At 39.3% G+C, this 14,164-nt stretch carries 13 protein-coding genes; 12 read left to right on the forward strand and 1 reads right to left on the reverse strand.

The window, feature by feature from the left end:
* Positions 1-222: 222 nt before the first annotated feature.
* On the reverse strand, positions 223-420 hold the full coding sequence (gene tatA / locus LKX84_RS08155) for a twin-arginine translocase TatA/TatE family subunit (protein WP_228236644.1): 198 nt from the start codon (positions 418-420) through the stop codon (positions 223-225).
* A 165-nt stretch (positions 421-585) separates the two neighbouring features.
* On the opposite strand from tatA, the gene LKX84_RS08160 reads away from it, so the two are divergent.
* The 12 genes from LKX84_RS08160 (at position 586) to LKX84_RS08215 (ending at position 13,731) form a co-directional block, all read left to right on the forward strand.
* Positions 586-1,455: a M23 family metallopeptidase gene (locus tag LKX84_RS08160; RefSeq protein ID WP_228236645.1), complete on the forward strand. Its 870-nt coding sequence runs from the start codon at positions 586-588 to the stop codon at positions 1,453-1,455.
* Positions 1,456-2,955 (forward strand): GH3 auxin-responsive promoter family protein, encoded by a 1,500-nt coding sequence (locus tag LKX84_RS08165; RefSeq protein ID WP_228236646.1) that lies wholly within the window; start codon positions 1,456-1,458, stop codon positions 2,953-2,955.
* A gap of 51 nt (positions 2,956-3,006) precedes the next feature.
* Positions 3,007-4,695, forward strand: coding sequence for a DUF6909 family protein (locus LKX84_RS08170; protein ID WP_228236647.1), 1,689 nt, complete (start codon positions 3,007-3,009; stop codon positions 4,693-4,695).
* A 321-nt stretch (positions 4,696-5,016) separates the two neighbouring features.
* Positions 5,017-5,772, forward strand: a complete 756-nt coding sequence (locus LKX84_RS08175) for a hypothetical protein (protein WP_228236648.1) — start codon at positions 5,017-5,019, stop codon at positions 5,770-5,772.
* A 17-nt stretch (positions 5,773-5,789) separates the two neighbouring features.
* Positions 5,790-6,566: a dTDP-4-dehydrorhamnose reductase gene (gene rfbD, locus LKX84_RS08180; RefSeq protein WP_228236649.1), complete on the forward strand. Its 777-nt coding sequence runs from the start codon at positions 5,790-5,792 to the stop codon at positions 6,564-6,566.
* A gap of 24 nt (positions 6,567-6,590) precedes the next feature.
* On the forward strand, positions 6,591-7,139 hold the full coding sequence (gene rfbC / locus LKX84_RS08185) for a dTDP-4-dehydrorhamnose 3,5-epimerase (RefSeq protein WP_262909107.1): 549 nt from the start codon (positions 6,591-6,593) through the stop codon (positions 7,137-7,139).
* 54 nt (positions 7,140-7,193) lie between these two features.
* Positions 7,194-8,240: a dTDP-glucose 4,6-dehydratase gene (rfbB, locus tag LKX84_RS08190; RefSeq protein WP_228236650.1), complete on the forward strand. Its 1,047-nt coding sequence runs from the start codon at positions 7,194-7,196 to the stop codon at positions 8,238-8,240.
* A 3-nt stretch (positions 8,241-8,243) separates the two neighbouring features.
* Complete coding sequence (gene rfbA, locus LKX84_RS08195) at positions 8,244-9,119, forward strand: glucose-1-phosphate thymidylyltransferase RfbA (RefSeq protein WP_228236651.1); 876 nt, start codon at positions 8,244-8,246, stop codon at positions 9,117-9,119.
* Complete coding sequence (locus tag LKX84_RS08200; RefSeq protein ID WP_228236652.1) at positions 9,116-10,006, forward strand: methionyl-tRNA formyltransferase; 891 nt, start codon at positions 9,116-9,118, stop codon at positions 10,004-10,006. Before rfbA ends, LKX84_RS08200 begins: the two co-directional genes overlap by 4 nt.
* Positions 10,006-11,130, forward strand: a complete 1,125-nt coding sequence (gene rffA, locus LKX84_RS08205; protein ID WP_228236653.1) for a dTDP-4-amino-4,6-dideoxygalactose transaminase — start codon at positions 10,006-10,008, stop codon at positions 11,128-11,130. Before LKX84_RS08200 ends, rffA begins: the two co-directional genes overlap by 1 nt.
* Entirely contained in the window at positions 11,127-12,290 is a 1,164-nt protein-coding gene (locus LKX84_RS08210; RefSeq protein WP_228236655.1) for a TDP-N-acetylfucosamine:lipid II N-acetylfucosaminyltransferase, read from the forward strand. The genes rffA and LKX84_RS08210 overlap by 4 nt, the downstream gene beginning before the upstream one ends.
* Positions 12,280-13,731 carry an MOP flippase family protein gene (locus LKX84_RS08215; RefSeq protein ID WP_228236656.1) on the forward strand — a complete coding sequence of 484 codons (1,452 nt, stop codon included), beginning with the start codon at positions 12,280-12,282 and terminating at the stop codon, positions 13,729-13,731. Before LKX84_RS08210 ends, LKX84_RS08215 begins: the two co-directional genes overlap by 11 nt.
* Positions 13,732-14,164 lie beyond the last annotated feature (433 nt).

Consider the following 14,164-nt stretch of genomic DNA (forward strand, 5'->3'; position numbering starts at 1 on the left):
CCACTCCATCAGCGCAAACGGCCCATAAGCCATTTGGAGGTTAAGCATAGAGGGCCTAACATTAGTTTGTGCCGCTAAAATAGGATAAGGTAAGGGGGCGAATAACTTTTTGTTGTGAAAGATTGGATTTGTGGCGTGTACGAATCAAAAATGTGGTTCTTTATCGATTAGCCCTTTAATTTAAAGGGCAGTTCGGGCACAAAATCCAAAATGGTATAGGTATTAGGACTTAGATTCCTTGCTTCCGCTTCCCAATTTGTCCTCTTCTTTGGAGGCATCCTTGAATTCTTTAATACCGCTACCAAGTCCTCTCATAAGTTCTGGGATTTTTTTGCCTCCGAAAAGCAAAAGCACCACCACAACGATCAAGACAATCTGCCATGGACCTAGTACACCAAGAAATATTGTTTGAGCAATCATAACTTCAAAACCTTTAATTGAAGGATAAAAGTAGTAAAAAGAACTGTAAGAGTGTGCTCAATTAACGAAAATTAGCAAAAGCATCATTTAGAACGGGTTGTAATTGTGTCGGCTTTTTAAAAAGCTTAACACCAATATTAAAATCTAAGATTATCTTTGTTGGATATGGCAAAGGAGCAGAAGAAAAGAAAAGAAATCAAACGGAAGCTGTTACATAAGTACCGCTTGGTGATCCTCAACGAAAGCACTTTTGAGGAAAAGATATCGTTCAAGCTCAGCAGGCTCAATGTGTTTGTTACCGGAACGTTGTTCATAATAGTTCTTATCGGATTGACAACGTTGATCATTGCCTTTACTCCATTGCGGGAATATATTCCAGGTTATTCTTCAACAAAATTGAAACGCGAGGCCACGGAACTCACCTATAAAACGGATTCTTTAGTTACGGTATTGAATTATACCAATCGGTATTTGGATAATGTTCGCAAGGTGCTTCGGGGCGATGTGGAGAACAACCAACAGAACCGTGATTCCCTTTTTGAAAAATACAAACTGGATCCGGCATCTGTGGATTTAACCCCGATCCGGGAGGATTTATTACTTCGCGAAGAAGTGGAACTAGAGGATAAGTACAACCTGTTTGAACGCAATGTGGAAAATTTGGGAACCCTGCTTTTTGCACCGATTTCCGGAACCTTATCCCAAGGGTTCGATCCCAAGACCAAACATTTTGCCGTTGATCTGGTAGCTCCGAAAGACACTCCGGTAAAATCCATTGCCGATGGCACCGTACTTTTTGCAGAGTGGACTTCGGATACGGGTTATGTGATCATCATTGAACACCAAGATGGTTTTACCTCGGTGTACAAGCATAATGGATCCTTGAGCAAATCGCAGGGAGACTTGGTAAAAGCAGGCGAAGTGATCGCATCCATCGGGAATACGGGCGAGCTTACCACTGGGCCCCATCTGCATTTTGAACTTTGGAGAAAGGGCAAACCCGTGAATCCTCAAAACTATATGGACTTCAATTAAATGTCGTTAAAAGCATTTGCCGCAAAGATTTTTGCTAATAGGGTAGACAAAAGGACCCAAAAGTGGGTGGACAATCCCGTTCAAACCCAGGAAAAGGTTTTCAAGGAATTGATTGCTACCGCACAAAATACCTTGTTTGGAAAGGACCATGACTTTTCCAACATAGTTTCCCATGAAGATTTTGTAAAACGGGTGCCTATTCGCGATTATGAGGAAATTAAGGAATATGTTAACAAAATAATCGGCGGGGAAAATGATGTGCTTTGGCCCGGGAAACCTCTTTATTTTGCCAAGACTTCTGGAACTACCTCGGGAGCAAAATACATACCCATAACCAAAGTCTCCATTCAACACCAGGTGGAAGCATCTCGAAATGCCATACTCAATTACATTCACGAAACGGGTAATGCCGATTTTGTGGATGGCAAGATGATTTTTTTACAAGGCAGTCCTGAACTGGAGGAAAAGGGAGGTATAAAATTTGGGAGGCTTTCGGGTATTTCGGCCCACTATGTTCCCAATTACCTGCAAAAGAATAGGTTGCCCAGTTGGGAGACCAACTGCATCGAGGACTGGGAAACCAAGGTTGACAAAATCGTGGAAGAGACCGAAAAGGAGAACATGTCCGTGATCGCTGGTATTCCTTCTTGGGTGCAGATGTATTTTGAAAAGCTTCACACCAAATCCGGCAAAAAGGTAGGGGAACTTTTCAAGGGATTCCAGTTGTTCATTTATGGTGGGGTGAACTACGAACCCTATCGTGCCAAGTTTGAGAATCTCATTGGCAGAAAAGTGGACAGTATTGAACTGTTTCCTGCAAGTGAAGGTTTTTTTGCATACCAAGATTCCCAAAGGGAAAAAGGAATGCTCCTTTTATTGGATTCCGGAATTTTCTACGAGTTCATCAAGGCTGATGAATTTTTTGATGAAAACCCAAAAAGGTTGACCATTTCCGAAGTGGAGTTGCATGTAGACTACGCTATGATCATTTCCACCAATGCGGGACTTTGGGCCTACAATATTGGAGATACCGTTCGGTTTATTTCTAAAACCCCATACAAAATTATTGTTTCTGGTAGGATCAAACATTTTATATCGGCCTTTGGCGAACATGTGATTGCCAAAGAGGTTGAGGAAGCTCTGAAGCTCGCCGTTGATGGTACCGATGCCTTGGTAAACGAGTTTACCGTGGCCCCACAAACCGATTCTGGCAATGGAGGACTTCCATATCATGAATGGTTCATTGAGTTTGAACGAGAGCCTTCGGAAATGCTGAAATTTACTACGATCATCGAGGAGAGCATGAAGAAACAGAACAGCTATTACTATGATCTGATAGCGGGCAATGTGCTTCAACCATTAAAGATTACCACGATCAAACCCGGTGGCTTTCAAGACTATATGAAGAGTCTGGGCAAATTAGGAGGCCAGAACAAGGTACAGCGCCTTGCCAACGACCGAAAAGTTGCCGATGGTCTGGAAGCTTTCAAAATTAGTTGAGCCCATACGGACTTACTTTCGTAGGAATTCGTTTATTTTTGCCAAGAAGTAATGATGGCAACAGAAGTAAAACAGACCACCAGGGCACAGGAGTCCACCAATGCTATTGAGCGATTGTACATTACCATGCGGCATTTGCTCAACAGGGGTTTTTACAAGCCTTCCGGCGTATCGGGCAATGCCCTTAGGAGCGCACTACTACTTTTACGCCCCGAAATTTACGGCACTATTGCCGAGGATAAGGCCGAACTCAACGGATTGATCTATGTTTTGGAACGACTACCGGAAGGAATCGAGGAATGCCGATTCATCAACCTAACCTCCGACGAAGGATTTTCAAAATCACATATAAAACCAATTGTTCCTCCCAAAAGAAGACGAAACTGCTACCGAATTGATGACGAGCAGATGAACATTGAGATCACAAGGGGCAGGAGCGATATTTATGATATTTTGACCCACCTTACCTTTTTGTTCATCGAATCCGGAAAAATATGCAAACGTGTATTGGTTGATGGCGGGAATGCCACCATTAGGGATTGGGATAAACTTACCGAGTTTGTTTTGAGTGATGAAAAAAGTGATGATGAGCGCGAAGTGGCCATGATTCATGCCGCCAATATTTTGGGAAGGACTTTTGATGAGGTTGGGGACATTCACAACAAGTTAAAGACCCCACAAGATCCAGATCGGTTTTTGAATGTAATCTATTGGTTGGGAAAATTGGCATTGGAAGAAGAAACCACCGGCAATAAAAGGACCATCACCTTCAGTCCGTTGTTAAGGGAACGTTTGGGTCACCACCTTCATGGTGAAAAATGGGCCCAGACCATTAAACAGACCTTAAGGGAAAATGGACTTTTGGATAGACCGCTCCATATTATCAGTGCCAACATGCATAGTGTGATGAATTCCCTATTTGCCAAAAAGGCCTTGGCCAAGGAATTCCCTGACAGCAATTCTCTTAAGATTTTTGAATCCTTAAGTTCCGAGAAGCACAAAAAGCTCAATGAAAAGGTAAAGAACATTGCAGAAAAAAATGGAATGATCTTTATGGACGATAAGTCGGGCACCAACATTGACATTCAAATTTTTGATACAGCAAAATTTGGCAAGGACACGTGTTGCTATGAATTGCCCGAAAACATGCCACAGGAACAAAAACCCGTTATATTTGTGATGGACTATGCTTTTGGTGAACAAGCCTATGAAACCATTGACGAATTGTTGAAGCCATTGGAAGAAGACGGTGAGAAATATTTTTTGACCGTGGATTCGTTGTCCATCATGGGAAAAGCGGGTATTTTGGAAGGCGGCAAGGGAGATTTGATGATTCCGACCGCGCACATTTTTGAAGGAACAGCAGATAATTATCCTTTCAATAACGAACTATGTGCCGCCGATTTTGAAGGCCAAGGACTGAAAGTATTGGAAGGCACCATGGTGACCGTTTTGGGAACCTCGTTGCAGAACAAGGATGTGCTAAAATTCTTTCATGAATCCACATGGAATGTAATTGGATTGGAAATGGAAGGGGTCCACTACCAAAAAGCCATTCAATCAGCATCAAGGATCAGAAAGAGCATAAAAAAGGATGTAAAGGTAAGATATGCCTATTATGCCTCGGATAATCCCTTGGAAACGGGGAGTACCTTGGCATCGGGCGGATTGGGCACAACAGGGGTTAAACCCACCTATTTGATTACGGACAGGATTTTAAAACAGATATTCAATTCATAAGCTATGGCAGATCAACCGGTTCAACAAAATTCATCTGATGAAATAGATTTGGGACAATTGTTCCAAATGATAGGAAGGGGATTTCAAAAGTTCTTCAATTTTATCGGAAGCATTTTTAAGGGAATTTTCCATGCGATTATCTTATTTCTGCTTTTCGTCCAGAAGCATATTATTGTAATAAGTACGGCGTTAATTATGGGCGGGGCCATAGGCTATGTTCTCGATAGGATTGCTCCAGAAAAATATATTTCCAAAATGGTGGTGGAGCCCAATTTTAATAGTGTTCAACAACTTTACAATAACATTGCCTTTTATAACGATTTGGCCAAAGCCAAAGATTCTGTGGCCCTGGCAACAGCATTGAACATAACAGAGCATGAGGCGATGACAATCAACGAGATTTTTGCCGACTCGTATTCCGATGAGAACCAAAAAATAAAACTTTTTGATCAGTTCATCAAAGAATTAGATACGACGACCATCAAAACGATTGATTTTGAGAACTATCTGAAAAACTTCAATTCTTTAGATGCAAGGTTCCATCAGATATCAGTAATTAGTACAGATAATAGGGTGGCGAAAAAAATGCAGCCGGCAATTATAAATTCCATTTCGGTAAATGGTTATTTCAAGTTACAAAAGAGAATTAATGATGAGAATTTGAATTTGCAGGATTCCATTTATCGACAGCAGCTTATAGAAATTGATTCATTACAAAGTTTATACAGAACGGTGTTGGTTAAGGAGGCGGAAAAACCAATGCAGGGCACCAGCATTAATATGGCAGACAACGGGCAATCCCAAAGCAGGGAACTTGCACTGGTTCAAGAAAGGGACGTACTTAAGGAGAAATTAGTGGAATTGAACGAAGAGCGTGCTAACAAGTCTTCCATCGTTAACGTGATAAGTGATTTTCCTACAAGAGGTGTTGAGCAAAAAGGGATTTTGAAATCCTATAAGGTTAAACTTCCCTTGATCTTTTTGGTTCTGGTGTTTGGCTTGCTGACCTTAATAGAGGTTAATAAATACTTGAAATCGTACAATAAAAACAAACGTGCCTTTCAAAGCGAAAGTTAACGGAGACGATTTTTTTGATGATACGCATCATTGTAACAGGATCAAATGGACAACTGGGACAGACTCTTCAAGAACTTGCTCCAGCGTATGACAGTCTGTTTTTTCATTTTAGGACTTCCGTTGAATTAGATATTACCGAACCCGTCAAAGTTCTTGACTGCCTCAAGCAAGGGAATTATGATTACTGCATTAATTTGGCAGCTTTTACAAATGTTGAACAGGCAGAAAAATACCCTGAGAAAGCCTTTAAGGTAAATGCCAAAGGAACAAAGAACCTGGCTACTGCATGCAAAAAACATCAAATTAAGTTGATTCATATTTCCACGGATTATGTTTTTGATGGGAAAAAAGAGGGCCCTTATACAATTGCGGACACACCAAACCCAATAAACGAATATGGCAAATCAAAACTCAAGGGAGAGCAATGCATCAGGGACATACTGAACGACCACTATATTGTTAGAACCTCATGGCTCTATAGTAAAAAGTATGGGCACAATTTTTATAGATCCATTCTAAAACAAGCTTTGGAGGGCAAAGAATTACGTGTGACCGATGACCAGAAAGGTTGCCCTACCAATACAGAGGCTTTGTCCAAGTTTTTATTGGAGGAAATTTTAATAGAACAAATACCTTTCGGAACATATCATTTTACTGGTGGCAGGCCTACAACATGGTTCGGTTTTGCGCAGTGCATACTTGAGGAAAATGGATTGACGGACAAGGTTGACCTTGTATTGGATAGGAATTATCGTACTTTCGCAAAAAGGCCAAAGAACAGTGTTCTTTTATGAAGAATATCCTATTGCATAAGACCTATGATAAAAGTTTCTGAAACAAAGATTCCAGGTTGTATTATAATTGAACCCAAGGTTTTTGATGATGATAGGGGTTATTTTATGGAAAGTTTTAACCATAAGGAACTTTCGGATGCTTTGGGGCTTGATGTCAATTTCGTTCAGGATAATCAATCATGTTCGAAAAAGGGAGTTTTACGAGGATTGCACTTTCAAAAGGGAAAGTATGCACAGGCCAAATTGGTTTTTGTGCCATTTGGCTCCGTTTTGGATGTTGTGGTTGACATAAGACCAGAATCCCCAACTTTTGGAAAACACCTTGTAATGGAATTGAACGGAATAAACAAGAAACAACTCTTTATCCCCAAAGGCTGTGCACATGGTTTTCTTACTTTGAGCGACACAGCTCTTTTTATGTACAAATGTGACAACTATTATAACAACATGGAAGAGGGAGGTATACGTTTTGATGACCCGGTTTTGGCAATAGATTGGCGTCTTGAAAAAGGCATGATCACCCTATCCGCCAAGGATAGAGCCTTGCCGGATTTTAAATGGAATGAATATTAAGGGGCTATCATTATTTGAATAATGGGCTGAAACATACAATATAAATTTTTGAAAATGAAAATCTTAATAACTGGAGGAGCAGGCTTTATAGGCTCCCATGTGGTGCGTAGATTCGTGTTTAACTATCCAGATTATCAAATTTATAATCTTGATGCCCTGACCTATGCCGGAAATTTGGAAAACTTGAGGGATGTTGAAGGTGAAGCCAATTACAATTTCATAAAAGGAAATATCAACCATGCTGATTTCATTAAAGAACTGTTTGGTATACATCGGTTCGCAGGTGTGATTCACCTTGCGGCAGAAAGCCATGTTGATCGATCTATTAACGAGCCCTTGGAATTTGCCAGGACCAATATTTTGGGGACTATGAATTTGTTGAACGAGTTCAAAAGGCTATGGTCTAGCAATTGGGAAGGAAAAAAATTCTATCATATTAGCACAGATGAAGTATATGGGTCTTTGGGCTCGACTGGTTTCTTCACAGAAGAGAGTCCATATGAGCCTAATTCTCCTTATTCTGCCTCCAAAGCGGCATCCGATCATTTTGTGAGAGCATATGGAGAAACTTATGGCCTGCCCTATGTTATCAGTAATTGTTCAAACAATTATGGACCCAACCACTTTCCTGAAAAACTGATTCCTTTGTTCATCAACAATATAATAAACAACAAACCTTTGCCCGTTTACGGGGATGGGAACTATACCAGGGATTGGTTATATGTGGAAGACCACGCGAGGGCAATAGATTTTGTTTTTCACAAGGGAGGTTGCATGGAAACCTATAATATAGGAGGTTTTAATGAATGGAAGAACATAGACTTGGTCATGGAATTATGCAGTCAAATGGACAATAAATTGGGGAGGGCCAAAGGCAGCTCGGAAAAGTTGATAACCTTTGTGAAAGATCGTCCAGGACATGATTTACGCTATGCAATTGATGCAACTAAGATCAATGAGGAGTTAGGGTGGTCCCCTTCGGTCACTTTTGAGGAGGGCCTTTCAAAAACTATAGACTGGTACCTTGAAAATACGGATTGGTTGGCCCATGTAACCTCTGGGGAGTATACCAAATACTATAAAAAACAATATCATAGTTAAAAAATGAAAGGAATAATATTAGCTGGCGGTTCTGGAACCAGATTGCACCCACTAACCCAAGTTGTTTCGAAACAGCTTCTCCCGGTTTACGACAAGCCAATGATTTATTACCCTCTATCAATCCTAATGCTATCCGGCATAAAGGAAATCTTGATAATTTCAACCCCTCATGACCTTCCAAATTTTAAAAATTTACTGGGGAACGGGAAGAAAATTGGACTTACCATTTCCTATGCCGAACAACCGTCTCCAGATGGGCTTGCCCAAGCTTTTATAATAGGTGAAGAATTTATTGGGGATGATGATGTTTGTCTAATACTTGGAGACAATATCTTTTACGGTGCTGGTATTCAAAAAATGCTCTCATCAACCGTGACCGCGGTTAAAAATGAACATAGGGCCGTGATTTTTGGATATTATGTGGAAGACCCAGAACGATATGGGGTAGTGGAGTTTGATGCAGGGAGGAACGCTGTGGGTATAGAAGAAAAACCCAGTGACCCAAAATCAAATTATGCAGTTGTTGGGCTCTACTTTTATCCGAATTCCGTTATCAAAATTGCGAAGTCTGTTAAACCATCAGTAAGGGGCGAACTGGAGATTACTTCCGTGAACCAAGCATATTTGGAAATGGAAATGCTGAAGGTACAGGTTATGAGTAGAGGATATGCTTGGTTGGACACCGGAACCCATGAAGCACTTACCGAAGCCACCGAATTTGTTAAAGCGGTTGAAAAACGCACAGGCCTTAAAATTGCCTGCTTGGAAGAAATAGCATATTTGATGGGATTTATTTTGAAGGATGAATTCATAGAAATGGCCAATAACTATAGCAAAAGCGGGTACGGTGAATATTTAAAAAGAATTGCATCAAAATGAACCGGGCCGGTATCTTTTTAATGACAAAAAAAGGGCTTCAGGTTCTGGAAAGTATCATTGACAAAGGATTTTCGTCGAATATAGGTTTTGTGGTCGGGGCAAGCGATAAGAATGTCCAAAATGACTATTATCATGAGATTGGGGAGTTATGTAGTAAAAATGGTATACCCTATTTTGATAAGGACGAAACTTCATATAAAAAATTGAATGTGAGCTATCTTATCGCCATTTCATGGCGTTGGATAATATCTGAACAGAAAGCCATACCATTAATTGTTCTCCATGATTCTTTGCTGCCAAAATATCGTGGGTTTGCTCCTTTGGTAAATTCGTTGATCAATGGAGAGAGGGAAATAGGAGTGTCCGCACTGTTTGCCTCTTCGGAATATGACAAAGGACCAATAATAGCCCGGTCCAAGTGTACTGTTGAGTATCCTATTAAAATTGCCAAGGCTATCGATTTGATTACGGAATGCTATATAGAATTGGTTCAGGACTTAGTTAGAAAGATAAAGGACAATGTAGAAATCATTGCTGATTCTCAAAATGAAGAATTGGCAACCTACAGTCTATGGCGAGACGAGGAAGACTATCATATTGATTGGGAAAAAGACTCCTCTGAGATAAAAAGGTTCATAGATTCTGTTGGATACCCGTATAAGGGGGCCAGTGCTTTTGTAAAGAATCGTAAGGTTAGAATATTTGACGCGCAAACCCAAGATGATGTCTCGATAGTGAACAGAAATCCTGGGAAAGTAATCTTTGTTGACCATGGGAAACCAATAATAGTCTGTGGGAGAGGCTTATTAAGGATTGAGGATGGCCAGTTTGATGATACTTTAGAACCACTTATTCCATTAAAAAATTTCAGAACAAAATTCATCTAATGATTCCATTCAACAAGCCCTTTCTAGTTGGAAAGGAAACACAATATATAGAGGAGGCCGTGTTATCAGGTAAGATATCGGGAAATGGGATTTTCACCAAAAAGTGCCATACTTTTTTTGAAAAGGAATATCACTTAAAAAAAGCACTTTTGACCACATCTTGTACAGATGCCTTGGAAATGGCTGCAATACTTTTGAATATTGGCCCGGGCGATGAGGTGATAGTGCCCTCCTATACTTTTGTTTCATCGGCTTTGGCCTTTGTAAGGCAAGGCGCAAAAATTGTGTTTGCCGATAGCAGGGATGACCATCCAGGTATTAATGAGAGCAAGATAGAAGAATTGGTAACACCAAGAACAAAGGCTATCGTTGTAGTGCATTATGCTGGTGTTGCTTGTGATATGGATATTGTGATGAAGGTCGCCGAGAAACATGGGATATTTGTAGTGGAGGATGCCGCACAAGCGATAGACTCTTTTTATAAAGGAAAACCTTTGGGAGGATTCGGACACATTGGTGCTTTCTCATTTCATGAAACAAAAAACATAATTTCAGGAGAAGGAGGGCTATTGACCATAAACGATGATAACCTCACTTCGAGGTCCGAGATTATTTGGGAAAAGGGGACAAATAGAGCAGCTTTTTTTAAAGGAGAGGTAGACAAATATGGATGGGTGGATACAGGATCTTCCTTTTTACCCTCGGAATTGGTCGCTGCGTTTCTATATGCCCAACTAGAGAGACTATCAGAAATCCAGGAAAAACGAAAATCCATTTGGAAAGCATATTATTCCGAACTTTTAACCCTCGAAACCCAAGGAAAAATCAAACTACCCTTTATCCCTGATTACGCCACCAATAATGCACACATGTTTTATATAGTTGTGCAGAATATAGCTCAAAGGGACCGGATGATAAGCCATTTGAAAACTAAGGGCGTACATGCCGTATTTCATTATTTATCATTGCATAAAAGCAAGTTTTATCTTCAGGACAACGAATACAAGGAGTTGAAAAATGCAGATAAGTTTTCGGATTGCCTTATTCGTCTTCCCTTTTTCTTTGAGCTTGAGCAAATGCAATTAGGCTATATTATACAACAAGTTAAAAGTTTTTACCATTGAAGATAGCACATATCAGTCCCGATGAAAAATTCGTCAAAAGTATCCAATGGCAATTCGAAAAAATATTTCCTCAACAAAATTCTTTTTTTGTTTTTTTGGCAAACAATGTTGAATCTACAAAGTATGTTCAAGAGGGTGGTGCGGTAAAACTGTTTAAGGATGACTCAAAAGGTGTAAGGAAAATACTGGAAGAGATAAAGTACTATGACCTTGTTATCCTGCATGGGCTAAAATATTTTCAGAGTCGGATTGTATTAAAGGCATCTACCAATGATAATTTTGTTTGGTTTTTTTGGGGAGGAGAGATTTATGACAATCCGAAGGCCGTAGGAGACAAAATGTTGGGGCAAGAAACCAAAAAGAGGTTTCTTGCCCTCAACATTTTCAAGGAACTGAAAAAAACGATTAGACCAGCTTATTACCTGCTTAAGTTCAGATCAAAGACTCCAGAGGCGTCGGTGTTGAAAGCGGCGAAAAAAATCCCTTATATTGGAATAATTCATGAAGAGGAAGTTGATTTTCTAAAACAAAATGATTTCATTGGACGTTTTGCAAAGTTTGTGCCAATGACCTATTATCCTTTGGAGTTTGTTTTTAAAGGAATCGAGGGCATTACCATCACGGGTAAAAATATTCTTTTGGGCAATTCCGCATCTTTGACCAACAATCATCTTGAAGCTTTTGATAAAATAATGCGTTTAAATCTGGAAGACAGAAAATTAGTTGTGCCCCTTAGTTATGGGGATTCAAGATATGCAATGGAGATTTGCAAAGAGGGAAAGAATATATTTGGAAAGACTTTTAGCCCTATTTTGGACTTTATGCCATTGCAGGAGTATAACCGGATGCTCAGTTCGTGCAGTATTGTTGTTATGAACCACTATAGACAACAAGCAGTTGGTAATATTTTGGCTATGCTGTGGATGGGGGCCAAAATTTATCTAAACGAAAGCAATACCTTTTATCAATATCTAAAAAATGAAGGAATCCATATTTTTTCTATAGACATGGACTTGGTCAATGAGAATCCTGAAGTTTTGGATGAATTGACCCCCATACAGATACAAACCAATAGAGAGAAACTTTTAAAAAGAATAAGCTTTAATGCTATCAAGGATAAATTAAGGGAAGAGCTTCTAAATATTGCAAATGGAGACTAAGAAGCAGGCCATATCAGGCGTTAAATGGACAACCTTATCAACTGTTGTGGTTGCGGTTTGTAGTATTCTAAAGATTTCCGTTTTAGCCAGATTTCTAAACAGTTCAGATTTTGGCTTAATGGCATTGGTGACCTTTGTGCTTGGCTTTATGGACCTTTTCATGGATATGGGCCTTACATCTGCCATTCTTTATAAGCAAAGCATTACCAGAGAAGAATACAACAGTCTCTTTTGGTTGAATGTAATGTTTAGTTTGATACTATTTTTCTGCATATTATTGTTTGCACCACTGGTTGCTTCTTTTTATGAAGAGCCTAAATTGACTGTCCTTTTACCACTTATGGGGTTCGGCGTTATATTTTCTGCTTTTGGCAGGCAGTATAAAACAATACTCCAAAAAGAACTAAAATTCAAGACCATAGCTTTGACGGAAATACTAGCCATTGTTTTTTCCTTGATACTGGCAATTGTATTGGCACTGAAAAATTTTGGGGTCTATTCGCTAGTGCTTTCGGCCCTGTTACAATATTTTTTGGCGAACACCATTTTTTTTGTCATTGGAATCAAAACCAATCGGTTGTCACTTCATTTTAATTTTCAAAGTACAAGTCCTTTTCTAAGAATCGGGTTTTATAAGGTAGGAGGACAGATCATCAATTACTTTAACAGAGATTTGGACATTCTTATAATCGGGAAATTTTTTGGAGCCGAACTTTTAGGAGGTTATAGTCTTGCAAAGCAATTAGTGAAAAGACCAATGGCCATTTTTGATCAAATTGTTTTAAAAGTATCCGTCTCAATTTTGCCTCGCTTTCAGGATAATAAAAAGGCATTGTTGAATTCTTTTTTGATGTTGATTAGGGGAATGTCAATGATCAATGCTATCATCTATGGGGTTATGGCGTTAAGCGCTCCTTTTTTAGTAAACATTTTTTACGGTGAGGAATATGGGGGCATCTTGAATTTTGTAAGACTTTTTGCTATCATCTTTTATTTTAGATCAATTGGCGGCATAGTGGGTATTTTGGCCATAACCAAAGGAAGGACAGATATAGAGTTTTATTGGAATGTTCTGTTGTTGTGCGTTTTTCCTGTTGTAATATTTGCCGGGGCCCAAATCAACTTGGAAATGATCTTAATTTTGATAGCGGCCCTTCAAATAATCTTAAACTTACCATTATGGCAAATGTTCTATAAAAAATTGGTGGGAATAGAACTTTTTGATTACTTGAGGGCCTTGTGTTTTCCGGCTATAATTTCAGGGTCTGTTTTTATAATATTTGACATCCTTTTTGAAAATCATACTGGTATTATGGCACAAGGTGGATTTTCCTTGCTCTTGACAATTGTGATCGTTGTTTATGCATATGTAACGGATTCTAATGTTAGACACTATATAAAATCCATTATTAAAAAACAGCCTGATAAAGTTGAACATTAAAGGTTATGCCGAATTGGGATAGGGCACAAGTTGCCCACATCAACTTTTGAGAATGTTTGGTACATTCTGATGAATTTAAGAGCATAATACTTAACCTTGAATTCAGCACGGAAAAATCCTATGTTGCTAAAGATTAAAAATCCTTTATGTTTCCTTAAAAACGAATTAAATTTGGGCACACTTGGAATTTAGCTCCTATTTGCCAATTAAAACCAACGTTAGTTGAAATACTTATTAAATATTGCTTTGGTTTTCCTCTTTCTCTTTCAGGGAGCAGACAAAAGCAGTTTTCTAGTGGTGTTGGCGCTGTCATTTCTTTTTATAATTCTGATTCAGAATAGAACTCTCCCCAAGCTGCCTGCATATTACCTTTTTGCGGGATGCATTTATCTGTTCTATTTAACCCTCGGACTGTTGAATCACCATCCCAATG

Source organism: Allomuricauda sp. M10, from assembly GCF_020782875.1.
GTDB lineage: Bacteria > Bacteroidota > Bacteroidia > Flavobacteriales > Flavobacteriaceae > Flagellimonas.

Excerpts from the sequence above, each read along its gene's own strand:
- tatA (WP_228236644.1), bottom strand. The coding sequence starts at position 420 with ATGATTGCTCAAACAATATTTCTTGGTGTACTAGGTCCATGGCAGATT.
- LKX84_RS08160 (WP_228236645.1), top strand. The coding sequence starts at position 586 with ATGGCAAAGGAGCAGAAGAAAAGAAAAGAAATCAAACGGAAGCTGTTA.
- LKX84_RS08165 (WP_228236646.1), top strand. The coding sequence starts at position 1,456 with ATGTCGTTAAAAGCATTTGCCGCAAAGATTTTTGCTAATAGGGTAGAC.
- LKX84_RS08170 (WP_228236647.1), top strand. The coding sequence starts at position 3,007 with ATGATGGCAACAGAAGTAAAACAGACCACCAGGGCACAGGAGTCCACC.
- rfbD (WP_228236649.1), top strand. The coding sequence starts at position 5,790 with ATGATACGCATCATTGTAACAGGATCAAATGGACAACTGGGACAGACT.
- rfbC (WP_262909107.1), top strand. The coding sequence starts at position 6,591 with ATGATAAAAGTTTCTGAAACAAAGATTCCAGGTTGTATTATAATTGAA.
- rfbB (WP_228236650.1), top strand. The coding sequence starts at position 7,194 with ATGAAAATCTTAATAACTGGAGGAGCAGGCTTTATAGGCTCCCATGTG.
- rfbA (WP_228236651.1), top strand. The coding sequence starts at position 8,244 with ATGAAAGGAATAATATTAGCTGGCGGTTCTGGAACCAGATTGCACCCA.
- LKX84_RS08200 (WP_228236652.1), top strand. The coding sequence starts at position 9,116 with ATGAACCGGGCCGGTATCTTTTTAATGACAAAAAAAGGGCTTCAGGTT.
- rffA (WP_228236653.1), top strand. The coding sequence starts at position 10,006 with ATGATTCCATTCAACAAGCCCTTTCTAGTTGGAAAGGAAACACAATAT.
- LKX84_RS08215 (WP_228236656.1), top strand. The coding sequence starts at position 12,280 with ATGGAGACTAAGAAGCAGGCCATATCAGGCGTTAAATGGACAACCTTA.